Source organism: Bradyrhizobium sp. SEMIA (assembly GCF_014844175.1).
Lineage (GTDB): Bacteria > Pseudomonadota > Alphaproteobacteria > Rhizobiales > Xanthobacteraceae > Bradyrhizobium > Bradyrhizobium arachidis.
The window spans coordinates 1,692,086-1,716,983 of record NZ_CP046601.1 but is presented as its reverse complement, the minus strand read 5'-3'; the positions used below and the strand labels follow the sequence as shown (position 1 = coordinate 1,716,983).

Below are 24,898 nucleotides of genomic sequence, written 5' to 3'. Positions count from 1 at the left end.
CCTTCAATTCGGCTTTTGGGTCGGCTTGCCGTCGATCTTGGGCAGGTCACCGGCCGAAGCGGAGAGATCGCCGCCGCCATTGGCTCTTCGGGCCATCTCGACCGTCAGCCGCTCGGCGGCTTCCGGCGACATCAATCCGAGGATGTCCGACATCTTGCGCGGCGCAATGGCCGAGGCGATCTCGATCAATACGCCCATCTCCAGCCGGTCGAACACCCGCGCCGCGTCCTTGGGCTTCATGCCCTCATACATGGTCACGAGGCCCTTCATGCGCTGGGCTTCGGCGGCCTTCTGCTCGGCCTGCGTCGCGGAGATGCGGGTCTCCACCGCCTTCATCTCCTCGACCTTGTTCTCGATGCGCTTCTCGGCCGACTTGAGCAGGTTCTCGCGGATGTCGATCTCGCGCTGGCGGGCCTCGATCTCCTGGCGGCGCGCCTGCAAGCGCTCGAGGATCGCGCGCTCGGAGGCAGAGACCTGCGGCTGGGCTTCCTCCACCTTGACCACGGTGCCTTCGGGCTTGGTCTCGGGCGCAGCGGGCTTCGGCGCCTCCTTCGGCGCGCCATGGGTCGATCCCGTGATGTCGGGGTCCTCGCGGCCGGTCGGAAAGTTCAGATTCTCCTGCGCCCAGGATTTCTTGGCCGGGTTCGGCTGATAATCGAACACATAGCCGCCATTGATCACGAGACCCGCGACCTTCAGCGTGGCGAGACCTGCGACGGCGACCAGGACGACCGGAATGACGCGGATGTTACGAAAGGACTTCATACCCTGACTTCATGCGGCAAGGCCGTTGGATCGGCGGCGCTCGGAGAAGGCTTCGGCCGCCGCCGCCACGGCCTTCGCCGAGGCGGGCTTGGCTGCGGGCGCTGCGGCCGTTTCCGGACTGGTGACGGGGCGCGCGGCGATCGCGATCTTGGACAGGCGCCGCACCACGTTATCGGCCTCGCCGAGCTGCTTGTAGAGCTGGTCGGACATCTGCGTCGCCGCCGCGAGCTGGCTGCCGAGGTTCTCGTTGACGTCGCGCACTGCGAGCTTCAGCCCGCCGATCGCGCGCTCGGCGATCTCGGTCGCGGTGATCAACTCGGCGATGACGGCCTTCAGCGAATGCTCGTCGGCCTTCAGCCGCGTCAAGCGCTTGTTGAGCAGGATGCAGTAGCCGATCGTGAGCATCAGCAGGATAGCCACCAGCGTCTCGATCGCCATTCCCAGGGAGTGGTTCATGGGGCCTCCATCATCTTGTTCTGCTCGTCCACCTTCTCGAACATCGCAAGTGTCGTACTTGGCTTGCGCAAGGGTTTCGTCACGCGGATCGCGACGCGATCCCCGACCCGGCCCATCCGTCCCTCGGTCAGGGTGACGTCGCCGCAACGCACGGTGACGTTGGCATCGGCGCGCATGTCGAGCGGCAGGGTGTCGCCGACCTTGAGCCGCATCAGCTGCTTGAGCGGAATGTCGGCCTCGTAGAGCACGGCATCGACGGCGATCTCGGCCTGGACGATCTCGGTGGCGAAATGGCCCTCCCAGATCGGGTCACGGCCGAACTTTTCGCCCATGAACATCTGAAGCAGGACGCCCCGGATGGGTTCGATGGTGGCGTAAGGCAGCAGCAGCTCGATATTGCCGCCGCGGTCTTCCATGTCGATGCGCAGGCGCACCAGGATCGCAGCATTGGCGGGACGGCTGATCGCGGCGAAGCGCGGATTTGTCTCGAGCCGGTCGATGGTGAAGGTCACCGGCGAGAGCGGCCGGAACGCCTGCTCGGCGTCGGCCAGCACCACCTCGACCAGCCGCTTGACCAGCTCGGTCTCGATCGTGGTGTAGGGCCGGCCCTCGATGCGGAGCTGGCTGGTGCCGCGGCGGCCGCCCAGCAGCACGTCGATCATCGAGTAGATCAGGTTGGAATCGACCGTCGCCATCCCGAAATTTTCCCACTCCTCGGCCTTGAACACCGAGAGCACGGCGGGCAGCGGGATCGAGTTCATGTAGTCGCCGAAGCGCACCGACGTGATGCGGTCGAGCGAGACTTCGACGTTGTCGGAGGTGAAATTGCGCAAGGACGTCGTCAACAGCCGCACCAGGCGGTCGAAGACGATTTCGAGCATCGGCAGACGCTCGTAGGAGACCATCGCCGAATCAATGATCGCGCGGATGCCGCTGTGGTCGTCGAGCGTGACGTCGCCGACGGTGAAGCCGAGGAGATTGTCGATCTCCTCCTGCGACAGCACCCGCTCGCCGGAATTCTTGCCGGTGCCGAGATCGCGGCTGCCGTCCTCGACCATGGCCGCCCATTGCAGGGCCATGGTCTCCGATAGTTCGTTTTCGGCAGCGGCCTTCGCGGCCTCTGCGGGATCCTCGGAATCGAGCGACGCCTCCCATTGGGCGGCAATCGCATCCTGGTCCATCTGCTCGTTGCCGGCCATGGTGCTAGCCCATTACCCTCACTGGACCACGACTTCCTTGAACAGCACCGCGCTGACCTGGATCGGCGCGACCGCCGCGTTGACGCGCTTGGTCAGCTCTTCCTTGAGACGGAAGATGCCGGCGGAGCCGTTGAGGTCGGAGGGGCGCAGTTCGCGCACATAGGTCTGGAAGATGTCGGTGACGCGCGGCATCGTCGGCTTGATCGCCTCGATCTGCTTCTCCTCCTTCAGCTCCAGCACGATCTTAAGCCGCAGATATTGCACGCGCTCGCCCGGCGCGCCGGCGAGGTTGACCATCATGTCGGGCACGTCGACGAAGGCCGGCGGCTTAGGCGGCGGCGCCGCCTCGGCATGATGCTCGTCCTCGCCATGGCGGAAGAAGAAGAACCAGGTCGCAGCCCCGCCACCGAGGACGGCGAGCAGGCCGACGGCCATGATGATGAGCTTCAGCTTGTTCTTCGGCGGAGCGGCTTCTGCGCCCTCAGTGGCTGCGCCGCCTTCCGCTTCATTCTCTGCCATGGGTCGCCCGGCTCATCTCTCAAAGGAATCGAAAGAGCGAAGCCTCCTGGCAGACAGTGACCGCGACATGGTCGTTAAGAGCGAGCTGACCATTCTGATGATCACGCACAAGTTCCCCTGGCGGCCGAACCCGCTCGCCACCCACAGGCCTTTGCGCAACTGGCCGATCTGCGGCATGCCGTGCACGGTCTGGCCGGTGGCGCCGCCGAACATGTCGGTGATCTCGACATCGCCGAGAGCCGGGAAGATGGTGCGGATTCGCCGCTTGACGCCGCCTGCAAAGCGCTGCGGCCGTGCGGCCCAGGTGGTCTCCGGGCTCTCCCACATCAGCCGGTCGCCGTCGACGATGCGGAAATGGTCGACGCCGTCGGTATCCATCACCGATCCCTTGAACGCGACGATCTCGTGCACGCGCTCGCCGAGCGGCGCAGTGATGCCGGCATAGCGCCAGACCGGCAGCAGCGTCTCCGACAGCCGCCGCAAGGGCGCGCCGAGATGGATGTTGCCGGCGAGCACGATGTGGGTCGCGCGCAGCCGCGCCGAGGGCGTGACGATGCGCTTGCGGATGCCGGAATGATCGATGCTGACCACCGGCGTGTCCTCGAAGATGCGGGCCCCTGCCCGCCGCGCCAGTGCCGCAAGGCCGTGCACATATTTGCGTCCGTCGACCTGGAACGCCCTGGGATAGTACACGCCGTGGAAGTAACGATCGGTCTTGAGCGCCTCGCGGACACGATCGACCTGCCAGCCCTCGACCTCGGTGTCGAAATCCTCGTTCAGCATCTGCAACCGGCTGATCAGCCGGTCGCCGGCATCGACATTGGAGACCTCCAGCACGCCTTCGCTGAGGCCGATGCTCGGCATGTTCTCCTTGCTGGCATTGGCGCGGACGAACTCGGCGCCCTCCTTCGACAGCGTCCACAATTCGCTGGCGTCCTCGAAACCGATCCGCTCGATCAGGTCGGTGAGCGGCAGGGCAAAGCCCGGCATCACGGTGCCGAGCTGGTTGCCGGAGGCGTTCCAGCCGATATGGCGGCCCTCGAGCACCGCGACGCTGGCCCCGAGCCGGGCGCCTCCAGCGCGATCGAGAGGCCGGCCAGCCCGGCCCCGATCACGCAGATGTCGGCGTCGAGATCGAACGACAGCCGCACGCGGTCGCGAAAGCCGGCTTCCTGCTGGGACACGCTTGTGAAAGTCTCGCTCATGCAGTTTTCTTAGAGCATGATCCGGAAAAGTGTGCAGCGCTTTTCAGAAAAGATCATGCGCAAAACAACAACTTAAATCGCGATGACGATTTGTTCTAAGCCTCGTCGCGCATTAAAGACCGATCGGGCGCCTGTCACCTTGTCCTCAACGGGCGCCTGTAGATTATTCTGGACGTGGAACGATTCGAGAATGCCATGCGCCGTTTGATGCTGCTGCGTCACGCCAAGACCGAGACTGACGCGCCGAGCGGCCGTGACCAGGACCGCCGGCTCGACGACCGCGGCCACAAGGACGCCGCCCAGATGGGCGACTGGATCGCCGCGCATCCGCCCGTTCCCGAGATCGTGCTGGTGTCGCACGCCGTCCGTGCCAGGCAGACCTGGGACATCGCCTGGGAGGCGATGAAGGACCGCGTTGCGGCGCCTGAGGTCGAGGTCCTTCCGGAACTCTACGGAGCCGATCCCGCGCAGATCCTGGAATCCATTCGCACTGCAACCGCCCCCGCCGACCCCAGGCGTTTGCTGCTGATCGGACACAATCCCGGCATGCATGAGGTCGCCCTGATGCTGATGGGCGGCGGTGATCCCGCCGGCGCCAAGGCGCTCGCCGACAATCTGCCCACCGCGGGACTTGCGATCTTCGACTTTGACGTGAAGGATTGGAGCGACGTGGCCTACCGCCGCGGCAAACTGGTGCTGTTCGTCAGCCCCAAGCTGCTTCGATCGGGCTAGAGACGCGCGGGCGCCGTCTCGACCGGTCGATCCAGCCTGGTTCCTAGGGAGGCGCAGATGTTCAAGTCCATCCTCGTGCCCATCGACCTCGCCGACACCGATCTCGCCAAGCCGGCGATCGCGACCGCGACAACGTTGTCGCAGAACTGGAGCGGATCGGTCCGGCTGCTCAACGTGCTGCCGATGACGCCGGTGATGCTCGCCGAATACGTCCCGGCCGATTTCGACGAACAGCAGCGCCAAACCTCGGAAGAGGCGCTCGCCATCGTCGCGCGCGAGTCCGGCATCGAGCCGGGACGCATTTCCAGCGTGGTGCGCCAGGGCGGCATCTATCACGAGATCCTGGAGGAAGCCGCGCACATGAAGGCCGACCTGATCGTGATGACCTCGCATCGCCCGGCAATGCGCACTTATTTCCTCGGCTCCAATGCCGGGCACGTCGTGCGCTACGCCAAGTGCTCGGTGCTGGTGGTCAGGCACTGAACGCGGAGCAATGCCGTGAAGAACTGGTGGCACAAGTGGAGCTATGAAATCCCGCTCGCGATCGGCGATGCGTTGTGGGAGATCCTGGTCGTGCAATTCGCGGCACTGCTGGACCGGCTGACCTGGCGAAAGGTGGCGGCCCTCGCCCCGGTGGCCGTCCTGCTGCTGGCCTATTACCACAGCGTGCCGCTGCCTCCCGCGCTGATGCTGATCGGCGACCTCGTCGCCTATATCGACATCTTCTCGGTGGTGCTGATGCTCAGCATCCTGAGCCGAGCCGCGACGATCGCGTTTCTCGTGAAGCGGGCCGCTATACGCGCCGCGGCACTGCTTGCGCGCCTTCGCACCGGCATGCGGCGGATCGACCCCAGGCAGCGGCGCGGAGCGGGTTCGGCGCCGAGGCCTCGCCGCAAGCCCAACCAGTCCGAAGATGATCGAGCTTTCGGCGGGATGTGGGGTCAGGCTGCGATGGCCTGAGCCCCGAAGTTTTCTAGACGGCGCGCTTACAGATAGCGCCTCAGCTCGGCCTTGACCTGCCCGTACACCGCGTCCTCGATCTGGCTGCGGTTGATCCCGATGTCGCGCAGGGCGCGGTCGTCGAGCTCGTTCAATGTCTTGACGGCGGAGCGGCGCTCCAGGCGGTCGAACAGCGCATAGGCGGCGTTGGCAAGCGTTGCAAAAAATCCGCTCGACGAGGATGGGCGTAAGCTCCGCCCGGCAGTTTGCGAGATCGTGGTCATGTTTCTTCTCCGGCGTATCATTCCGCGCGGCGAAGCAGGTGCCGTTGGCGCAGACGCGGTCAGCGCCTGCACCTCATTTGCCGTCGGATTGCTCTCGCTCTCCTCGGCTCAATCGCGGAACTTGATGGAACTTAAATGCTCCAGTACACTTCTCGGAGCAAGTAAAACATTGCTCTCGGTGCAATAATGTCCAAGTTCGAGTACGTGAAGCTTGCCGATGCCATTGCGGCCGATATCACTAACGGCACGTTAAGGCCCGGCGACCGGCTGCCGCCGCAGCGCAATTTTGCCTATGACCGTGGCATCGCGGTCTCGACCGCGAGCCGGGTTTATACGGAATTGCTCCGCCGCGGCCTCGTCGTCGGCGAGGTCGGCCGCGGCACCTTCATCTCTGGCGACGTCAGGCGCGAGGTCGAGACCATCAGCGAGCCGCGCGATGCGCGGATCGACTTCGAGGTCAATTATCCGCTATTGCCGCAGCAATGGGCGATGATCGCCAAGAGCCTTGCGGGGCTGGAGCGCGTCGATGCGCTCGAATCCGCGCTGCGCGTCTCCACCAGCACCGGCACCAAGAGCGCGCGCAACGCGGCCGCCGCCTATCTCGCGCGCAAGGATTTTGCGCCGCAGGCCGAGCAGATCGTGTTCACCGCCAACGGCAAGCAATCGCTCGCGGCAGCGCTCGCCGCGCTCGTGCCCACCGGCGGCCGCTGCGGCGTCGAGGCGCTGACGTATCCTTACGTCAAGAGCATCGCCGCGCGGCTCGGCATCACGCTGGTGCCGATTCCAATGGACGAATTCGGCGCGCGGCCCGATGCGATCCAGAAGGCCCATCGCGAGGCGCATCTGTCGGCGCTGTATCTCCAGCCCATCATCCAGAACCCGCTCGGCGTCACCATGAACGCGACGCGGCGCGCCGATATCATGCGCGTCGCCGAGAAGCTCGATCTCACCATCATCGAGGACACCGTCTACGGCTTCCTCGCCGACGACACGCCGCTGGCTGCGCTCGGACCGGACCGCTGCATCGTCATCGACAGCCTGTCCAAGAAGGTCGCGCCGGGCCTTGCCCTCGGCATCCTGGTCGCGCCGCCGCACTTGCGCGAGAGCGTGATGAGCGCGGTGCGCACCGGCGGCTGGACCGCCTCCGGCCATGCGCTGGCGGCCGGGCAGCGGCTGATGGCCGACGGCACGGTCGCCGAGCTGACGCGGCTGAAGCGCATCGACGCCACGCGCCGCCAACAGACCGCGGCAAGGCTGCTCGCGGGCTATCAGCACGCCGCCGATCCGCGCTCCTATCATCTCTGGCTGACGCTGCCGCCGCACTGGCGCTCGCAGACTTTCGTGGCCGCCGCAGCCCGTCGCGGCATCGCGCTGACGCCGTCCTCCACCTTCGCGATCGCGCATGGCCATGCGCCGAATGCGGTGCGCCTCGCGCTCGCCCCACCCAGCTTCGAGCAGCTCGATTCGGGCCTGCGCACGATCGTGTCGCTGCTCGGCACCAAGGAAGAAGATTTCGACTCGACGGAGTAACGACCCGTCTAGGGCAACAAGGCCTTCGGCACGGAATCGAAGCCGTAGCTTTGCGGCTGGTTGCGCCGCACGAAGCCGCCGACCTGCCAGGCGAACAGCGCGGCAAAGCCGAGGATGAACAGCACGCCCGCGAACTCGCCGATCATCAGCGCGCGGATCAGGAGCCCCGCCATCGCAACCGTCAGCAGCGCCAGGAACGCCAGCACCGCGGCATAGGTCTTAGCGCCGAGGCCCGCGGTGAGCGCCGCGCGACCGCCCGCCTTCGCCATCCGCGCATGCAATTCGAGGATGAAGTCGCGAAACCCGTTGTCCTGCGGCGCCATCAGCGCGGCGGTCTGCCAGCTCGTCGAGAGGATTGCGATGCGGCCGCCGCCGCTGTGGCTGACATCGGCGCGGAAGCGGTGCTGCTGCATCGAGACCGGGCGGAACGACAGCCTGACAGCACTGATCTCGTCATAGCGCCACAGGCCCGAGCGGCCGGCGATGTGCCAGGACAGCCCCTCCTGCGTCAGCTCGAAGCGATGCGCCGAGCCGATCAGCGATGCCTTGTAGGCGTAGCTCGTGGCCGCCTCGGCTCCGGAAACCTGCATCTCGAAATCAATCCCGTCCGCGATATGCTTGCGCGACCGCCCTCGCCCATCCTACAAGCGAGCCATGGCTGAGACGACCTTTTTTCCGCGTCGCCTGATTCTCGGCGCCGCTGTGATCTCCGGCGTGCTGCTCGCGCTCGCCGTGCACATGCTGGGCGCGCGCTATGGGCTCGACCTCGGCGGCCTCTGGCGTTCCGATACCCACGAATTCATGCCTGCGGGCGCGGCGATCGCCTGGTGGCTGATCGCAACCGTCGGCTTCTCCGGCGGCTATTTCACGGCGAGCCTGATGCAGAGCGCCGTCGACGGCCAGATCCCGCAGCGGATGCGGCAGTTCCTGATCGCGGTCGGCGTGCTCCTGCTCGCGGGCGCGGGCCAGGCCGCCTCGGCGCCGAGCCCGATCCCAACCGTATCGGTCGTACTCGCCGGGCTCGCCGCCCTGTGCCTCGGCGCCGTGATGGCGTTCTGCGGCGCGCATTTCGCCCTGCACCGCGGCTGACCGTTCAGGCGGTCGCCCGCAAACGCGGACGCTCCAGCATCAACGCCACGTCCGAGGCAGGCCGCGGCTTGCTGAACAGATAACCCTGCGCCTGGGTGCAGCCCTCGCGCCGCAGGAGCTCGAGCTGCGCATCGTTCTCGACGCCTTCCGCGGTGGTGACGATGCCGAGGCTGCGGCCAAGGCTCGTCACGGCGCGGATGATCGCCATGGAATCCTCGCGCGTTGCGAGCTCCGACACGAACGAGCGGTCGATCTTGATCTTGTCGAACGGGAAGCTGCGCAGATAGCTCAGCGATGAATAGCCGGTGCCGAAATCGTCGAGCGAGATTCGCACGCCCATGGCGCGCAGCTCGTGCAGCGTGGTCAGCGTCGCCTCGCTGTTCTGGAGCAGCACGGATTCGGTGATCTCGAGCTCGAGACGGCGTGCGCTCAGTCCCGAGGCGGCCAGCGCCGCGGTCACCGACGCGATCAGGTTCGGGCTCTTGAACTGCACCGGCGACAGGTTGACGGCGACGTCGATATCGTCAGGCCAGGTCGCCGCATCGGCGCAGGCGCCGCGCAGCACGAACTCGCCGAGCTGGATGATGAGACCGGTCTCCTCGGCCAGCGGAATGAAGTTGACGGGCGAGATCAGTCCGCGCTGCGGATGGTTCCAGCGCAGCAGCGCCTCGAAGGCGACGACGCGATCGCTGGCGACGTCGCGGATCGGTTGGTAGTGCACCTCGAATTCATCGCGTTGCAGCGCCGCGCGCAGATCCATTTCCAACAGCCGCCGCGCCTGCGCGCGCGCGTCCATGCCGGTCTCGAAGAAGCGATAGGTGCCGCGGCCGTCGGCCTTGGCGCGGTACAGCGCGAGATCAGCGTTCTTCAAGAGCTCGTCCGGATTGTTGCCGTCCTGCGGCGACAGCGAGATGCCGATCGAGACGCCGATCACGATCTGATGGTCGTCGATCTCGTAGGGCGCCGAGATCACCTCGACGAGACGGCCGGCGAGCGATCTGGCCGCGGCTTCCTCGGAGCGTCCGATCTGGACCACGGCGAACTCGTCGCCACCGAGCCGCGCCACGGTGTCGTTCTCGCCGACGGTGGCCTTCAGCCTGCGGCCGACCTCCTTCAGCAGCGCATCGCCGATCGGATGGCCGAGCGAGTCGTTGATGTCCTTGAAATGATCGAGATCGAGACAGAGCACCGCGAGCTGGTCGCCCGACATGGTGCGCCGCAGTCCCTGCTCGAGCTGCTCGTGGAACAGCACGCGGTTGGGCAAACTGGTCAGCGCGTCATGGCGCGCCATGTGCGAGATCTTGGCCTGCGCCTCCAGCCATTCGGTGATGTCCTCGAAGGTCGCGACCCAGCCGCCGCCCTGCATCGGCTGGTTGACGACGCGGATGGAGCGGCCGAGCCGGTTGACGACCTGGCTGGTCGTGCGGCCCTCGCGCGCATCGGCGACGAGACGCGCGAAGAACTCGCCCGAATCGCCCTGCCACTGGCCTTTCGCCTGCTCCTCCCGCAGCACGTCGACGAGCAGGCGCCCGGCGAGCGGAATGCCGGTGCGGCCGAGCATCGCGGCGTAGCGTTCGTTGAAGAGCTGGATCGTGCCGTCCGCATCGAACATGCACAGGCCCTGCGACATGTTCTCGAGCGCAGTATCCAGCACGACCTGCTGGCGTCCGAGCTCGCCCTTGGCACGACGGTCGAGCACGGCGGCCGCGAGCGCGATCGCGATGATGGCAGCCGCCGCGCTGGCGGTCAGGATCGACAGCGACGCCGGCGGGATCGAAAGGCCGCTGACCACGAGCGTAGGATCGGGCGTCAGCTCCAGCGCGCCCATGGCGGTGAAATGATGCGAGACGATGGCGACCGTCAGCAGGACCGTCGCGCCGAGGGCACCGGACACGCCGTCGCGCCGTCCCGCGACAAACAGAGCGAGCGAGCCGAAGAGGATGCCGAGCAGGATCGAGACGGTCACGGTACCGGTCGCCCAGCCGACATGAGCCGGAATCTCGAACGCCATCATGCCGGTGTAATGCATGGCGGCCACGCCGCCGCCGACAACGGCGCCACCGAGTGCAACCAGGAGCCCGCGCGTCGTCGACACCGAGATGCTGAGACCGATGAAGGTGACTGCGATCGCAAAGATCAGCGACAGCACCGTCACGGGGATGTTGTAAGCGCCGCCGGCGCCCGGCCCGTACGCCTGCATCGCGATGAAATGGGTCGCCCAGATGCCGCAGCCGGCAACGGCAGCATCGAGCGCAATCCACGCCACGCGAGCGCTCCCACGGGCCGCGCGGGCCCGGTGAAACAGGCTGATCGCTGCAGCGCTCGCGAGCAGACACACCGCGCCGCCAAGCGCAACAAGTCGCCAATCATGCTCGTCGGTGAGACAGTAGAGGACCTGATACATTGCCGATTCCTGTTCCACCCGACATCTGAACCGGCAGAGATGGATAGCAGGTAACCGGCTATTCAGCGGTTCGGAAAATGGTGAACAGACAATGTGTGCGGTCGCTCACATTGTCGGCCCCTGCGCCCTTGCGCCGAGGCCGATCACGGCCGCAGCAAGCAGCAGGACAGCGGCAGAAATGATCAGCGACAGGTGCAGCCCCGTCATGAACGTTGCTTCCGAGACCACCAGCGAGCCGAACAGCGCGACGCCGAGCACGCTGCCGGTCTGCCGCGTCGCGTTCAGGACTCCCGCTGCGATGCCGGAACGCGCTTTCTCGACGCTGCCCAGCAAGGTCGAGGTCAGCGGCGGCACCAGCAGGCCGAGCCCGCCGCTGATCGCAATCATCTGCGCAAAGATCGCGAAGTAGCTTGTCCCGGCTTCGATCCAGACCAGACCGAGGCAGCCGAGCGCCGAGACGCAGGCGCCGACGACGATGGTGGGACATGGGCCGATCCGTTCGGCAAGGCGCGGCGCCAGCAGGTTGACCGGCAGCACCGCCCCCATCATCGGCACGAAGGCCAGACCCGTCCACCACGCCGACAGCCCGTTGATCCGCTGGAAGTACAGGCTGAGCACGAAGATCAGGCCATAGATCGCGACATTGACGAGCAGGCCGACGATCGTGGTCAGGGTAAACAAGCGGTGACCGAACAGCGACAGCGGCAGCATCGGCTGCGCCGCGCGGCTCTCGCGCCAGATGAAGAGCGCAGCGAGAACGGCAGCTCCGACGAAGGCCGCGATCACCGCCGGATGGTCCCAGCCGAGCGCGCCGCCTTCGATGATGGCGCCGGCAAGCGCCCCGAGCGCACCGATCGCGGCAAGCTGGCCGGGCAGATCGATCTCACGCGAGGTCGCTCGCGTGGTCTCGGCCGCATAGCGCCAGCTCAGCCAGAGGCCGCCGAGCCCGATCGGCAGGTTGACCAGGAAGATCCCGACCAGCGTGATCAGCGCGCCGCCGACGAACGGGCCGGCGGTGAGTGCGAGACTCGCTCCGGCCGCCCAGACGGCGACGGCGCGGCCGCGCGCACGATCGTCCGTGTAGGCATGGTTGAGCAGCGCGAGAGAGTTCGGCACCAGGATCGCCGCCGCCAGTCCCTGGATCAGCCGTGCGGCGATCAGGACGATGGCGTTGGGCGACAGCGCACAGGCAAGCGAGGCCGCGGTGAAGATCGCGAACCCCGCCATGAAGATGCGCTTGGCGCCGATGCGGTCGCCGAGCGCGCCGGCCGTCAAAATGAAGGCGGCGAACGCAATGGTGTAGGCGCTGACCACCCATTGCAGCTCGGCGACGCCGCCGCCGAGCGTCTTGCCCATCGCATCCAGCGCGGTGTTGACGATGGTGACGTCGAGTTGCACCACGCCATAGCCGAGGCTCATCGCCGCCAGCGTGAGCGAGGTCGCAAGAGGCGAGCGGGCTCGCGGCGCGCCGGCTCCGTCGTCGAAGGTTTGATATTTGATGGTGTTAGCTCGCATGCTGCACCTCGATTGCAGCCCCATGCGAAACATACGCTTTCACCGCGCCAACATGATTCGATTATGATCGAAACATCATCGCGCGAGGAATCGTATCCTTCAGCAACAACAACGAAACCTCGCGTCCTGCTCGCCATGCAAGTCGCATACGCGCGGAAGCATGGGAACAGGGCGAGATTGTTTCTGTTGCCCCCTTCATGTTCCCCTCTCGGCAGTGATCTCATGGCAAGAGTTGGCAACACCTCGATTCCGTCTTGGACAAGATCGGAGTTCGGCAAGCCCGCAACCATCATTGTGGTCGGCTGCCTGATCGGCGTCCTGTTCGCCGGCAGCACCATCGCAACGCCGCTCTACGTCATCTACAAGCAGCAGTTCGGCTTCTCCCAGATCACCTTGACGCTGATCTATGCCGTCTACGTCGTCGGCAACCTAACCGCATTGCTGGTGTTCGGCCGGATGTCGGACGAGGTCGGGCGGCGGCGCACGGCGATCATTGCCATCGGCATCGCCATCACGGGCGCGCTGGTCTTCCTGTTCGCACACGGGGTCGCTTCGCTTTACGTGGCCCGGGTGCTGAGCGGCCTCGCCATCGGGATCGGCGCCGGAACCGGCACGGCGTGGCTTGCCGAGCTGATCGCCGAGCAGGACCGCTCCCGCGCCACCGTGATCGCGACGATCGCGAATTTCACTGGGCTCGGCCTCGGTGCGTTGATCGCCGGCCTGCTTGCCGAATATGTCGCGCTTCCGCTGCGAACGCCGTTCATTGCCTACCTCGCGGTGCTGGTCGTTGTCGCGGCCCTGCTCGCCTTCGCACGCGAGACCGTGGATCGGCCGCTGGCCGCATTCACGCAGCTGTCGATCCGGCCGCGTGCCGGCGTTCCGTCGTCGATCCGGTCGCGCTTCGTGGCGCCCGCGGTGACAGGCTTTGGCGCCATGGCCCTCGTTGCCTTTTTCGCCGCACTTGCACCGAGCGTGCTCGCCAACGAGCTGCATGTCACCAGCCACGCCGTCGCCGGCGCAATCTTCCTCGAGCTTGCGGCAGCCGTGGCGCTGGTCATCGCGCTGACACGCTCACTCTCCAGCCGCACCGCCATGCTGTGGTCGCTCGGCCTGATGTTGCCGAGCCTTGCCCTGCTCGTGACGGCACAATTCGTGGGATCGCTCGGCGTGATGATCGCATCGACCGCGACCTGCGGCGTGGCGGCGGGCCTCGGCTATCGCGGCAGCCTGCAGGTGGTGAACCAGATCGCACCGGATGATCGCCGCGCCGAGGTGGTCTCGGCCTATTTCATCTGCTGCTTTCTCGGAAACGCGCTTCCGGTGATCGGGATCGGCGTGCTCTCGACCCTGACCAGCCTGACCGTGGCGAGCCTGGTGTTTGCCGCCACCATTGCGGCCTTCGCAGTGATCGCCCTGATCTTCGGGCTGAAATACCAGGGCGGGCAGGCCCCGCAAGGCGAATAGAAGGAGACGCCGCACAGCCGCGCGGCGTCTCCAGATCAAGACCGGATCGCTAGCTCGCTGCGCGGAGATTGACCTTGCTCTCGGCGAGCGTCGTCAGCTTCTTGTCGGTCGCCTTCTCCTCCTCCAGCGTCTTGGCCAACACGCTGGCGCAGTCGTTGCGGCCGAGCTGCTTGGCCCAGGCGATCAGGCTGCCATAGCGGACGATCTCGTAATGCTCCGCGGCCTGCGCCGCATTGATCAGCGCGGCGTCCAGCACTGCCTTGTCGGCGACTTCGCCGACGGTCTCATCGGCTTCCTCGATGATGCCGTCGATCGCCGGGCAGTCCACCGCCTTGACGGCGACGCCATGCATCTTGAACACTTCCTCGAGCCGCGTGACGTGCTGCTTGGTTTCCTCGAGGTGCGTCAAAAAGCCCTGCTTCAACTGCGGATCGGTGGCCTTACTTGCCATTTTCGGCAGCGCCTTGGTGAGCTGCTGCTCCGCGTAATAGATGTCCTGGAGCTGGTGCACGAACAGGTCGTTCATGGTCTTGATGTCTTTTGTGAACAGTCCCATCGTTCCAATCCTCTTTCGGTTTTGGGAACACGGAGGCATCGGCTTGCATGAAAAAGCCGCTTATTCCGCCATGTTCGGTTGCTGATTGGGCGCTAACGGGTACGCAGCATCGGCGTTCCAAAAAAGCCCGCATCGCTTGCGGTGGAACAAGGACACGGGCGCCAGGATTTGAAACCATGTCAAAATCCGGACGCGCGATCCAAGCCGCGCATTACGACTCATATGCTTAACGCGCCCCGGATGTGAACCGCGTATGACAAAGGTCGCAGGTCCAAAGCAGAACCTATCGTTGTCAAGGGCTGCACAAGCCGCCGTTTTTGCCTTAAATGAGCTACATCATGCTAGCGATCGACGCCCACGGGCCGTGATCGCGGCCGACCGGCCAATGCCTGGCCCTATCGATCTTGCCCCCTGCCGGGAGGATGAATGCACGGACTGCTGACCGCGCTGAAACGCGGCTTCAAACGATGGATCGGCTGGCGACGGCTCGGAATTGCCGCGAGCGTCTTCATCATCGCCTTCGCGGTCACCACGCTTGTGCGTACCCTCAAAGGCATCGATACCGGCGTCATCCTGACCGCGCTGACCGAGATTCCCCGGGAAAATATCGGGCTCGCGGCGATCTGCGTCGTCTTCGCGTTCTGTACGCTGACCTTCTACGACTTTTTTGCATTGCGAACGATCGGCAAGAAGCACGTGCCCTATCGCATCGCAGCACTGTCCAGCTTCACGTCCTATTCGATCGGCCACAACATCGGCGCCACGGTTTTTACCGGCGGCGCGATCCGTTTCCGGATCTATTCGGATTACGGGCTGAATGCGATCGACGTCGCCAAGATCTGCTTCCTGTCGGGACTGACCTTCTGGCTCGGTAACATCTTCGTGCTCTCGATCGGCATGGCGATCCATCCCGACGCCGCCTCGTACATGGATCAGCTGCCCTCCTCCATCAACCGGCTGATCGCGTTCGGCGGCCTCGCCTCGATCGGCGCCTATCTGGTCTGGCTCTGCATGGGCGAGAAGCGCCGCGAGCTCGGACAGAAGGGCTGGAAGGTGGTGCTGCCGTCGGCGCCCCTGACGCTGGTGCAGATCCTGATCGGCGTGGTCGATCTCGGCTTCTGCGCGCTGGCGATGTACCTCCTGGTGCCGGCCACTCCGCAGATCGATTTCCTCTCGCTCGCCGTCGTGTTCATCCTGGCGACGCTGCTGGGCTTTGCCAGCCATGCCCCCGGGTCGATCGGCGTGTTCGATGCCGCCATGCTGGTGGCGCTGCCCGAATTCGGCCGCGAACAGCTTCTGGCGACGCTGCTGGTGTTCCGCATCCTCTATTTCGTCATCCCGTTCGGCCTCGCCATCTCCATCATGGGCGCCGCGAGCTCTGGATGAACGTGGTCGAGCCCTGGCAGGAGCGGCGGCGGCTGGCGGAGGCCTGCGCGCAGGCCAATCTGCCCAAGCAGGTGACGCCGATGGAGCGTGAGCGCCTGGTGCGGCAGGCCAGCAAGCGCTGAGCGGCGCCCGCCCGCAAAAGCGGCAGACGAAGGTTGCAGGCGGGGGAGCAATGCTCTCTTATTTCCGCCTCAACTTTGCCGTTGAAGACGCGGGCCATGATCCGACTTTCCTTTCGCACCCTCTCCGCCTGCGCCCTGGTGTTTGCCGGGATTTTGACCGTCTGGCCGTCCGAGCGCGCTGCCGCGCAGGATGCCGGCGCGATGCAGGTCAATTGGGAGGTGCGCAACCGCTTCCGCCTGTTCCGCGAGGAGCGCGACTTCCTGCTCCATGTCGAGAATGCGCGTAATCGCAACATCCTCGCCGCCGAGCAATCGCTGGAGCTCCAGAGCGAGGGCCGCGGCTGGGCTCGCAACATGGTCAACCGGCTCTGCATCGACCTCCAGGGCCGGGTCAACCAGCCCTGCACCCGCGACAACGTCAAAGAGAACTACATCACCCCGATCGACCACCCCATCACCGTGCGCCTGACCGGCGCGGTGCCGGTCGGCGCCACCTGCGCCTGGAGCTTCGACGACGGCGACGGACCGCAACAATCGACCTTCGACTGCGCCGAGCCGGTCAATCTGCGCGTCCGCTACGGCAAGCAGACGGTCGCAACCGTCGACGTCTCCTCCGGCTCCGACCCGACCCAGCGCGTCCAGACCGAAATCCAGGTCCGCGATATCTTCATCGCCGGCCTCGGCGACAGCATCGCCTCGGGCGAAGGCAATCCGGACCGGCCGCTGGCGCTGTCGGACGAAGGCTTCTGCTTCCGCTCCTATCTCGGCACCGCCGGCGCGCAATACTACCGGCCGACGCGCGCGCTACAAGGCGGTCGCGCCTGCGAGGCGCCGGACACGCTCGCCAACTGGCAGCACTACAGCGCGTTGTGGTTCAATGCGCCGTGCCACCGCTCGCTCTACAGCTACCAGGCCCGCACCGCGCTGGCGCTCGCGGTGCGCTACACCCACATCGCCGTGACCTATCTACCACTCGCCTGCACCGGCGCCAGCATCGGCGACGGGCTGCTCGGCTCGCAGCGCGCCCGCGAATGCCCGCCCGGCAAGACCGGCGTCTGCAACACCAGCGTGAACGCGCAGGTCGCCGAGCTGCGCGAGGCGCTCACCGCGGCGAAGAAACGCCAGCCCGACCGCACGCTCGACCTCGTGCTGCTCTCGGTCGGCGCCAACGACGTCTATTTCTCCGGCCTCGTCGCCGACGTCATCGTCGACACCGCGACCGAGCGCGCGCTGTTCCGCCGCTCCGGCGTGATGGCGAGCGTCGACGATTCCCGCGACGCGCTGGCGCGCGAGCTGCCGCAGAATTTCGTTCGCCTGCGCGAGGCCTTGAAGCCGCTCGTCGGCGGCGACCTCTCGCACGTGGTCTATGTCTCCTACGCCAATCCGGCGCTCGCCGATGGCGGCGTGCCCTGCCGCGGCGGCCGCGCCGGCTTCGACATCCATCCGTCCTTCAACGCCGACCCGCAACGCCTCGCGCGTGTCTCGACCTTCGTCGACACCGAGTTTCTGCCGCAGCTGAAGGGACTTGCCACCTGCACCCGCGGCGCGCTGTGCCGCGATCCCGAATCCGACCGCATGACCTTCGTCGATGCGCATCAGGCCGCTTTCGCCGATCACGGCTTCTGCGCGCATTCGGGCAACGATCCCGAATTCGACCGCACTTGCTTCGCGGAGAACGGCCAGAGCTTCAACCCTGACATCGTGAGCGCGGCGAGCCAGCCGATGCTGTGCGGCCGCGGCGCCTCGGAGTACCGCGCCTACCTGCCCCGCGCGCGCTGGATCCGCGACGCCAATGACAGCTATTTTGCCGCGATGACCTATCCGCAGGGCCTGCCGGCCGCGAGCCAGCCGACCGACATCCACGATGCCACATGGGGCGTGCTCTCCGCGGTCTATGGCGGCGCCGTGCATCCGAGCGCGGAAGGCCATGCGGCGATGGCGGACGCAGCGCTGCCGGCGGCAAGTGCGGTGCTGGGTCTCGACGCCGTGCCGCCCGGCGTGACGAGCGGATTCCTGCCGCAGTTGCTGCCGAGCGCGCGGCAGTAGAAGCGACGCTACCTCCACACACGCCGTCATCGTCCGCCTTGTGCGCAATCGCGCACTGGAGCGGGCGATCCAGTACTCCGTGACAGCGGTGATTTGAATCGAGACGCTGCGGCGTACTGGATTCCCCGCCTTCGCGGGGAATGACAGTTGAGTGCGTGGCACGTGTTCGCCGTCACCACGCATCGTTCCCCCAACCCGCCGTTCCATCAATCCAAAAACGGCATCGATCGATACTCCCTTCAACTTGGACACTTTGCCGCGCGCGCCTCTAGGAGTCGCCTTGAGGAAACGTTTCGAGTTCTAAGGAGGCGCATGATGAGCGCAGTGGTGTCCGCAGCGGACGTGAGGAGGTCTCGCGTCAGGCTGTTCATCGTGACCATGTTGTTCCTGGTCACCACCGTCAATTATGCCGACCGGGCCACGCTGTCGATCGCGGGCCCTGCGCTTTCCAAGGAGCTGCATCTCGATCCCGTCGCCATGGGCTGGATCTTCTCGGCCTTCGGCTGGTCCTATGTCGTTGCCCAAGTGCCGGGCGGCTGGCTGCTCGACCGTTACGGCTCACGCCTCGTCTATGCCTTCAGCATCATCGTCTGGTCGCTGTTCACGCTGATGCAGGGCTGGGTCGGCTTCCTCAGTGCCGGCGCCGCCGTCGCCGTGCTGTTCGCGCTTCGCCTGCTGGTCGGCGTCGCCGAAGCCCCCTCCTTCCCCGCCAACGCCCGCATCGTCGCGGCGTGGTTTCCCGGCAACGAGCGCGGCACCGCATCGGCCTTCTTCAACTCTGGACAGTATTTCGCCACCGTGATCTTCGCGCCGCTGATGGGCTGGATCGCGCATGATTACGGCTGGCGCTATGTGTTCTTCGTGATGGGCGCGCTTGGCGTCGTCATGGGTCTCGCCTGGCTCAAGACCATCTACGGCCCAAAGGAGCACCCCTCGATCAACGAGGCGGAGTTCGACTACATCAAGGAAGGCGGCGCGCTGGTCGATCTCGACGCGCCCAAGGACGATCTGCTGCGCGAGCGTGCGCCCGAGGCTGGCTCCGGCTGGGACCACATCCGCCAGCTGCTCTCCAACCGCATGATGCTCGGCGTCTATCTCGGCCAGTACTGCATCAACACGCTGACGTATTTCTTCCTGACCTGGTTTCCCGTCTACCTCGTCAAGGAGCGTGGCCTGTCGATCCTGCAAGCCGGCTTCGTCGCGACGCTGCCTGCGCTGTGCGGCTTCATCGGCGGCGTGCTCGGCGGCATCATCTCCGATGCGATCCTGCGCAGGACCGGCTCGCTGACCATGGCGCGCAAGATCCCGATCGTCGGCGGCATGCTGCTGTCGATGTCGATCATCGCCTGCAACTATGTCGACGGACAGGCGCTGGTGGTCGGCTTCATGGCGCTCGCCTTCTTCGGCAAGGGGATCGGCGCGCTCGGCTGGGCGGTCGTCTCCGACACCTCGCCCAAGGAAGCCGGCGGCGTCTCGGGCGGCCTGTTCAACACCTTCGGCAACCTCTCCTCGATCACCACCCCGATCGTGATCGGCTACATCCTGGCCGCCACCGGCTCGTTCAACGGCGCACTGGTGTTCGTCGGCGCCAACGCGTTGGTGGCCGCCTTCGCCTATCTCGTGATCGTCGGCAAGATCGAGCGGGTGGTGCTCAAACGTTCCTCCTGAGGGCTCCCCATGGGAGCTTGACCAGGCAACTCAACGGCGGCCCTCAAAAGCCGCCGTCTTTGTTTTGGGAGTGATCGATGCTAGAAGTGCCGGGGAAACGCCTTATCCATCTAAGGCATGTATCGATGTTCGACCTCAATCAGCTCCGCTGTTTTGTCACGGTGGCGGAGGAACTGCATTTCGGCCGCGCCGCCGCGCGGCTGAACATGACTCAGCCGCCGCTGTCCCGGCAGATCCAGGTGCTCGAGCACATCATCGACGCGCCGCTGCTGGAGCGCACCAGCCGCTCGGTGCGGCTGACGCCGGCGGGGCGCAGCTTCCTACCCGAGGCGCGGCGCATCCTCAAGCTCGCCGAAAGCGCGTCCCAGGTCGCCCGCCGCATCGCACTCGGCAAGACCGGCTCGCTCAAGATCGGCTTCACCGCGGCCGCCGCCTACGGCTTCCTGCCCGAACTGGTCGCCGCCTGCCGCGCGAAACTGCCCGAAGTCGATTTCTCGCTGAAGGAGATGGTGTCGGGCGACCAGTTCGACGGCGCTGACCTCGGGCCAGATCGACGCCGGCCTGCTGGCGGCCGCCGATCGCGCGTCCCGAGCTCACCAGCCGCCGCGTCGTCGCCGAGCCGCTGCTCGCCGCGATCCCGAAGAAGCATCCGCTGGCGAACGCGGACAACATCACCATCAAGGACTTCGACGACCAGCCCTTCGTGATGTATTCGCCCTATGAGAGCCGCTACTTCCACGATCTCCTGGTGGCGCTGTTCACGCGGGCCGACGTGCTGCCGCGCTATGTTCAGCATCTCAGCCAGATTCATTCGATCCTCGCCATGGTGCGCGCGGGGCTCGGCCTTGCCATCGTGCCGGCTGCGGCCGCGAGCCTGAAGATCTCCGACGTGCGGCTGCGGCCGCTCAAGCTGCGGACCCGCGTTCCTGTCGAGCTGTTCATGGTCTGGCGCCGCGACGACGAGAATCCGCTGCTCTCGGCCCTGGTCAAAATCGCCGGCGAATTGTCCTCCGCGGAGGTGGCGGAGGATTGATGCTCAATCCGCATCGGTCGATATAGGCTTTGGCTTGGACGCGCATCGAACGGTCTCCTAAACCACGGCGCATGGACGCGCGGCCTTCTGCTTGCGTCCTCCACAACACGAGGCAAGGGAGCAGCGCCCATGAGCAAGATGACCCCGCAGGAGATGGCCCAGAAGATCGGATCGGGCCTCCTGTCCTTCCCCGTCACGCCGTTCAAGGCGGACTACTCCTTCGACGAGGCGACCTACCGCGCCAACATGGACTGGCTGTGCGGCTATGACGTCGCAGGTCTGTTCGCCGCCGGCGGCACCGGCGAGTTCTTCTCGCTGACCCCGACCGAGGTTCCGCAAGTCGTGAAAGTCGCCGTCGACGAGACCAAGGGCCGCGTGCCCGTGCTCGCCGGCACCGGTTACGGCACCGCGATCGCCCGCGAGATCGCGATTGGCGCGGAAAAAGCCGGCGCCGACGGCCTGCTGTTGCTGCCGCCGTACCTGACCCATTCCGAGCAGGAAGGCCTTGCCGCCCATGTCGAGGCGGTCTGCGCCTCGGTGAAGATCGGCGTCATCGTCTACAACCGCGACAACGCCATCCTCCAGCCCGACACGCTCGCCCGCCTCGCCGAGCGCTGCCCGAACCTCGTCGGCTACAAGGACGGCATCGGCGACATCGAGCTGATGACGCGTGTCTACACCAAGCTCGGCGATCGCCTGACCTATGTCGCGGCCTGCCGACCGCCGAGACCTTCGCCCTGCCCTATCTCGACATGGGCGTGACGACCTATTCCTCGGCCGTGTTCAACTTCGTGCCGGAATTCGCCACCAATTTCTACGCCGCCGTGCGCAAGCGCGACCATGCAACGATCCACGCCGGGCTGAAGGATTTCATCCTGCCGCTGATCGCGATCCGCAACCGCAAGAAGGGCTATGCGGTCTCGATCATCAAGGCCGGCATGAAGGTGATCGGCCGCGATTCCGGCCCGGTCCGTCCGCCGCTCACCGACCTCACCGAGCAGGAGATCGCGGAGCTGGCCGCGCTGGTGAAGAAGCTGCCCGCCGCACGATCGTCACAACAGGCTGCAGAATAGCAGCAGACAACAGCGAGGAGCGTACGATGGCCCAGACGGAGATCTCCGGCGCACCGGTCGTCACGGCGATGCAGGTGATCCCGGTCGCGGGCCGCGACAGCATGCTCCTCAACCTGAGCGGCGCGCATGCGCCGTTCTTCACCCGCAACATCGTCATCCTCACCGACAATGCCGGCCACACCGGCGTCGGCGAGGTGCCGGGCGGGCAGAAGATCTGGCAGACACTGCAGGACGCCCGCGATCTCGTCATCGGCAAGACCGTCGGCGCGATGAACAACATCCTGGCCGATATCCGCACCGCCTTCGCCGATCGTGATGCCGGCGGCCGCGGCAAGCAGACCTTTGACCTCCGCGTCATGATCCACGCGGTCACCGCAGTGGAGTCGGCGCTGCTGGACCTGCTCGGCCAGCATCTCGCGCTGCCGGTCGCAGCCCTGCTCGGCGAAGGCCAGCAGCGCAAGAGCGTCGAGACGCTCGGCTACCTGTTCTTCGTCGGCGACCGTCGCAAGAGCAAGCTCGACTATGTCACGGGCGAGACCGGCAAGGCGGAATGGTTCAACCTCCGCCATCAGGAGGCGATGACGCCCGAGACCGTGGTGCGCCTCGCCGAAGCCACCCACGACCATTACGGCTTCGCCGATTTCAAGCTCAAGGGTGGCGTGCTCCGCGGCGAGCAGGAGATCGAGGCCGTCACCGCGATCGCAAAGCGCTTCCCCAACGCGCGCGTCACGCTGGACCCCAACGGGGCCTGGTCACTCGATGAAGCGATCAGCCTCTGCAAGAACATGCACGGCATCCTCGCTTATGCCGAGGATCCCTGCGGCGCCGAGGCCGGCTTCTCGGGCCGCGAGATCATGGCCGAGTTCCGCCGCGCCACGGGGCTGCCGACCGCAACCAACATGATCGCCACCGACTGGCGGCAGCTCTCCCATGCGCTGCGCCTGGGCGCGGTGGACATCCCGCTGGCCGATCCCCATTTCTGGACCATGCAAGGCTCGGTGCGCGTCGCCCAGACCTGCCGTGACAACGGCCTGACCTGGGGCTCGCACTCCAACAATCACTTTGACATCTCGCTCGCCATGTTCACCCATGTCGGCGCCGCCGCCCCCGGCAAGGTCACCGCGATCGACACCCACTGGATCTGGCAGGACGGTCAGGCGCTGACGCAAGAGCCCCTCCAGATCAGGGGCGGCAAGATCGCGGTCCCGGACCGTCCAGGCCTCGGCATCGAGATCGACCGCGCGGCCATCGAGACCGCGCATGAGCTCTACAAGAAGCATGGACTTGGCGCCCGGGATGACGCTATGGCCATGCAGGACCTGATCCCCGGCTGGACCTTCGACGACAAGCGTCCGTGCCTCGTGCGCTAAGAGAAAATCTGGAGGAATGAGATGACAGAAATCCTGAGAAACTTCATCGGCGGCGAATGGATCGAGGGATCCGGCATCACGAAGAACATCAATCCCTCCAACACCAACGATCTCGTCGGCGAATACGCCAAAGCCGACAAGGCGCAGACCGAGAAGGCGATCGCCGCCGCCAAGGCCGCCTTCCCCGCCTGGGCGCAGTCGACCCCGCAGGTGCGCTACGACGCGCTCAACAAGATCTCGACCGAAATCCTCGCCCGCAAGGAAGAGCTCGGTCGCCTGCTCGCCCGCGAGGAAGGCAAGACGCTTCCCGAGGGCATCGGCGAGGTCGCGCGCGCCGGCCAGATCTTTGCGTTCTTCGCCGGCGAGGCGCTGCGCCTGATCGGCGAGAAGGGCGCCTCGGTGCGTCCCGGCCTCGACGTCGAGCTCACCCGTGAGCCGGTCGGCGTCGTCGGCATGATCACGCCCTGGAATTTCCCGATCGCGATCCCCGCCTGGAAGATCGCGCCCGCGCTCTGCTACGGCAACACCGTGGTGTTCAAGCCGGCCGAGCTGGTGCCGGGCTCGGCGCATGCGCTCTCCGAGATCATCACCCGTTCCGGCATTCCCGCCGGCGTATTCAACCTCGTCGTCGGCTCCGGCTCGGTGGTCGGCCAGACCCTGCTCGAACATCCTGACGTCGCCGCGATCTCCTTCACCGGCTCGGTGCAGACCGGCCGCAAGATCGCGCAGGCCTGCGTGCTCTCCAACCCGATGAAGAAGTTCCAGCTCGAGATGGGCGGCAAGAACCCGCTGGTCGTGCTCGACGACGCCGACCTGAAGACCGCCGTCGAGGTCGCCGTCAACGGCGCCTATTTCTCGACCGGTCAGCGCTGCACTGCCTCCTCCCGCCTGATCGTCACCGAAGGCATCCATGACCGCTTCGTCGCGGCGATGGCCGAACGCCTGAACAGCCTGTCGGTGGACGACGCGCTCAAGGCCGGCGTGCATATCGGCCCCGTGGTCGACCAGAGCCAGCTCGACCAGGACCTGCGCTACATCAAGATCGGCCAGGACGAGGGCGCCAAGCTCGCCTTCGGCGGCGAGCTGCTCAAGCGCGAGAACCCCGGCCATTATCTGCAGCCGGCGCTGTTCACCGAAGCCAACAACAGCATGCGCATCGCGCGTGAGGAAATCTTCGGGCCCGTCGCCGCCGTCATCCGCGCCAAGAACTACGAGGAGGCCCTCGCCATCTCCAACGACACCGAGTTCGGCCTCGCCTCCGGCATCTGCACCACCAGCCTGAAATACGCCTCGCACTACAAGCGCAACAGCGAGTCCGGCATGGTGATGGTCAATCTGCCGACCGCAGGCGTCGACTATCACGTCCCGTTCGGCGGCCGGAAAGGCTCGAGCTACGGCGCCCGCGAGCAGGGCTCCTATGCCCGCGAGTTCTATACGACGGTGAAGACGGCTTATACTTTCCCAGGTTGAGACATCGTAGGGTGGGCAAAGCGAAGCGTGCCCACCAGCTACGTTCGACGTGAAACAAGGTGGGCACGGCGCG

Annotated in this window: 19 protein-coding genes and 4 pseudogenes; 13 read left to right on the top strand and 10 right to left on the bottom strand. The window is 65.8% G+C overall.

Annotation, left to right across the window (positions count from 1 at the left end; all coding sequences use genetic code 11):
* Positions 1-3: 3 nt before the first annotated feature.
* The 5 genes and pseudogenes from FOM02_RS08165 to FOM02_RS08145 form a co-directional block, all read right to left on the bottom strand.
* Positions 4-765 (bottom strand): MotE family protein, encoded by a 762-nt coding sequence (locus FOM02_RS08165; RefSeq protein WP_027560320.1) that lies wholly within the window; start codon positions 763-765, stop codon positions 4-6.
* Between the two features lie 9 nt (positions 766-774).
* On the bottom strand, positions 775-1,221 hold the full coding sequence (locus tag FOM02_RS08160) for a DUF6468 domain-containing protein (RefSeq protein ID WP_027560321.1): 447 nt from the start codon (positions 1,219-1,221) through the stop codon (positions 775-777).
* Positions 1,218-2,420 (bottom strand): flagellar motor switch protein FliM, encoded by a 1,203-nt coding sequence (fliM, locus tag FOM02_RS08155; protein WP_027560322.1) that lies wholly within the window; start codon positions 2,418-2,420, stop codon positions 1,218-1,220. Before fliM ends, FOM02_RS08160 begins: the two co-directional genes overlap by 4 nt.
* Before the next feature lie 18 nt (positions 2,421-2,438).
* Positions 2,439-2,939, bottom strand: a complete 501-nt coding sequence (gene fliL, locus FOM02_RS08150) for a flagellar basal body-associated protein FliL (RefSeq protein WP_027560323.1) — start codon at positions 2,937-2,939, stop codon at positions 2,439-2,441.
* Between the two features lie 114 nt (positions 2,940-3,053).
* Positions 3,054-4,144: pseudogene (locus FOM02_RS08145) on the bottom strand (NAD(P)/FAD-dependent oxidoreductase); the annotation flags it as partial.
* Positions 4,145-4,339: 195 nt separating this feature from the next.
* Here FOM02_RS08145 and FOM02_RS08140 point away from each other — a divergent pair.
* The 3 genes from FOM02_RS08140 to FOM02_RS08130 are packed head-to-tail and all read left to right on the top strand — an operon-like array spanning position 4,340 to position 5,836.
* On the top strand, positions 4,340-4,876 hold the full coding sequence (locus FOM02_RS08140) for a SixA phosphatase family protein (protein WP_027560352.1): 537 nt from the start codon (positions 4,340-4,342) through the stop codon (positions 4,874-4,876).
* Positions 4,877-4,933: 57 nt separating this feature from the next.
* Positions 4,934-5,359: a universal stress protein gene (locus FOM02_RS08135; RefSeq protein WP_027560353.1), complete on the top strand. Its 426-nt coding sequence runs from the start codon at positions 4,934-4,936 to the stop codon at positions 5,357-5,359.
* Positions 5,360-5,374: 15 nt separating this feature from the next.
* On the top strand, positions 5,375-5,836 hold the full coding sequence (locus tag FOM02_RS08130) for a hypothetical protein (protein ID WP_265441601.1): 462 nt from the start codon (positions 5,375-5,377) through the stop codon (positions 5,834-5,836).
* Between the two features lie 26 nt (positions 5,837-5,862).
* Here FOM02_RS08130 and FOM02_RS08125 read toward each other — a convergent pair whose 3' ends face one another.
* Positions 5,863-6,099, bottom strand: coding sequence for a DUF1127 domain-containing protein (locus tag FOM02_RS08125; protein WP_092213362.1), 237 nt, complete (start codon positions 6,097-6,099; stop codon positions 5,863-5,865).
* A gap of 186 nt (positions 6,100-6,285) precedes the next feature.
* On the opposite strand from FOM02_RS08125, the gene FOM02_RS08120 reads away from it, so the two are divergent.
* Positions 6,286-7,629 carry a PLP-dependent aminotransferase family protein gene (locus FOM02_RS08120; protein WP_027560356.1) on the top strand — a complete coding sequence of 448 codons (1,344 nt, stop codon included), beginning with the start codon at positions 6,286-6,288 and terminating at the stop codon, positions 7,627-7,629.
* An 8-nt stretch (positions 7,630-7,637) separates the two neighbouring features.
* Here FOM02_RS08120 and FOM02_RS08115 read toward each other — a convergent pair whose 3' ends face one another.
* The gene (locus tag FOM02_RS08115) at positions 7,638-8,219 is read right to left on the bottom strand and encodes a hypothetical protein (RefSeq protein WP_265441600.1); all 582 of its coding nucleotides are present in this window, start codon (positions 8,217-8,219) and stop codon (positions 7,638-7,640) included.
* A gap of 64 nt (positions 8,220-8,283) precedes the next feature.
* Here FOM02_RS08115 and FOM02_RS08110 point away from each other — a divergent pair, with 64 nt between their 5' ends.
* Entirely contained in the window at positions 8,284-8,718 is a 435-nt protein-coding gene (locus tag FOM02_RS08110; protein ID WP_265441599.1) for a hypothetical protein, read from the top strand.
* A 4-nt stretch (positions 8,719-8,722) separates the two neighbouring features.
* Here the strand turns inward: FOM02_RS08110 and FOM02_RS08105 are convergent, their stop codons facing one another.
* Together FOM02_RS08105 and FOM02_RS08100 are read right to left on the bottom strand one after the other, a co-directional pair.
* The gene (locus FOM02_RS08105; protein WP_265441598.1) at positions 8,723-11,122 is read right to left on the bottom strand and encodes an EAL domain-containing protein; all 2,400 of its coding nucleotides are present in this window, start codon (positions 11,120-11,122) and stop codon (positions 8,723-8,725) included.
* Between the two features lie 105 nt (positions 11,123-11,227).
* A complete protein-coding gene (locus FOM02_RS08100; protein WP_265441596.1) occupies positions 11,228-12,637 on the bottom strand; it encodes an MFS transporter in 1,410 nt (469 codons plus the stop codon).
* A 222-nt stretch (positions 12,638-12,859) separates the two neighbouring features.
* On the opposite strand from FOM02_RS08100, the gene FOM02_RS08095 reads away from it, so the two are divergent.
* On the top strand, positions 12,860-14,101 hold the full coding sequence (locus FOM02_RS08095) for an MFS transporter (protein WP_265441595.1): 1,242 nt from the start codon (positions 12,860-12,862) through the stop codon (positions 14,099-14,101).
* Positions 14,102-14,150: 49 nt separating this feature from the next.
* Here the strand turns inward: FOM02_RS08095 and FOM02_RS08090 are convergent, their stop codons facing one another.
* Complete coding sequence (locus FOM02_RS08090; protein WP_027560362.1) at positions 14,151-14,657, bottom strand: ferritin-like domain-containing protein; 507 nt, start codon at positions 14,655-14,657, stop codon at positions 14,151-14,153.
* A 426-nt stretch (positions 14,658-15,083) separates the two neighbouring features.
* Here FOM02_RS08090 and FOM02_RS08085 point away from each other — a divergent pair.
* The 7 genes and pseudogenes from FOM02_RS08085 (at position 15,084) to FOM02_RS08055 (ending at position 24,825) form a co-directional block, all read left to right on the top strand.
* Positions 15,084-16,165 (top strand): annotated as a pseudogene (locus FOM02_RS08085) (lysylphosphatidylglycerol synthase transmembrane domain-containing protein).
* Between the two features lie 96 nt (positions 16,166-16,261).
* A complete protein-coding gene (locus tag FOM02_RS08080) occupies positions 16,262-18,211 on the top strand; it encodes a hypothetical protein (RefSeq protein ID WP_265441594.1) in 1,950 nt (649 codons plus the stop codon).
* A 315-nt stretch (positions 18,212-18,526) separates the two neighbouring features.
* Positions 18,527-19,879, top strand: coding sequence for an MFS transporter (locus tag FOM02_RS08075; protein ID WP_027560365.1), 1,353 nt, complete (start codon positions 18,527-18,529; stop codon positions 19,877-19,879).
* Positions 19,880-20,004: 125 nt separating this feature from the next.
* A pseudogene (locus tag FOM02_RS08070) lies at positions 20,005-20,912 on the top strand (LysR substrate-binding domain-containing protein).
* A gap of 129 nt (positions 20,913-21,041) precedes the next feature.
* Positions 21,042-21,985, top strand: a pseudogene (gene kdgD / locus FOM02_RS08065) (5-dehydro-4-deoxyglucarate dehydratase).
* Between the two features lie 26 nt (positions 21,986-22,011).
* Positions 22,012-23,355: a glucarate dehydratase gene (gene gudD, locus FOM02_RS08060; protein ID WP_027560368.1), complete on the top strand. Its 1,344-nt coding sequence runs from the start codon at positions 22,012-22,014 to the stop codon at positions 23,353-23,355.
* Positions 23,356-23,376: 21 nt separating this feature from the next.
* Positions 23,377-24,825, top strand: a complete 1,449-nt coding sequence (locus FOM02_RS08055) for an aldehyde dehydrogenase family protein (RefSeq protein WP_027560369.1) — start codon at positions 23,377-23,379, stop codon at positions 24,823-24,825.
* Positions 24,826-24,898: the final 73 nt, after the last annotated feature.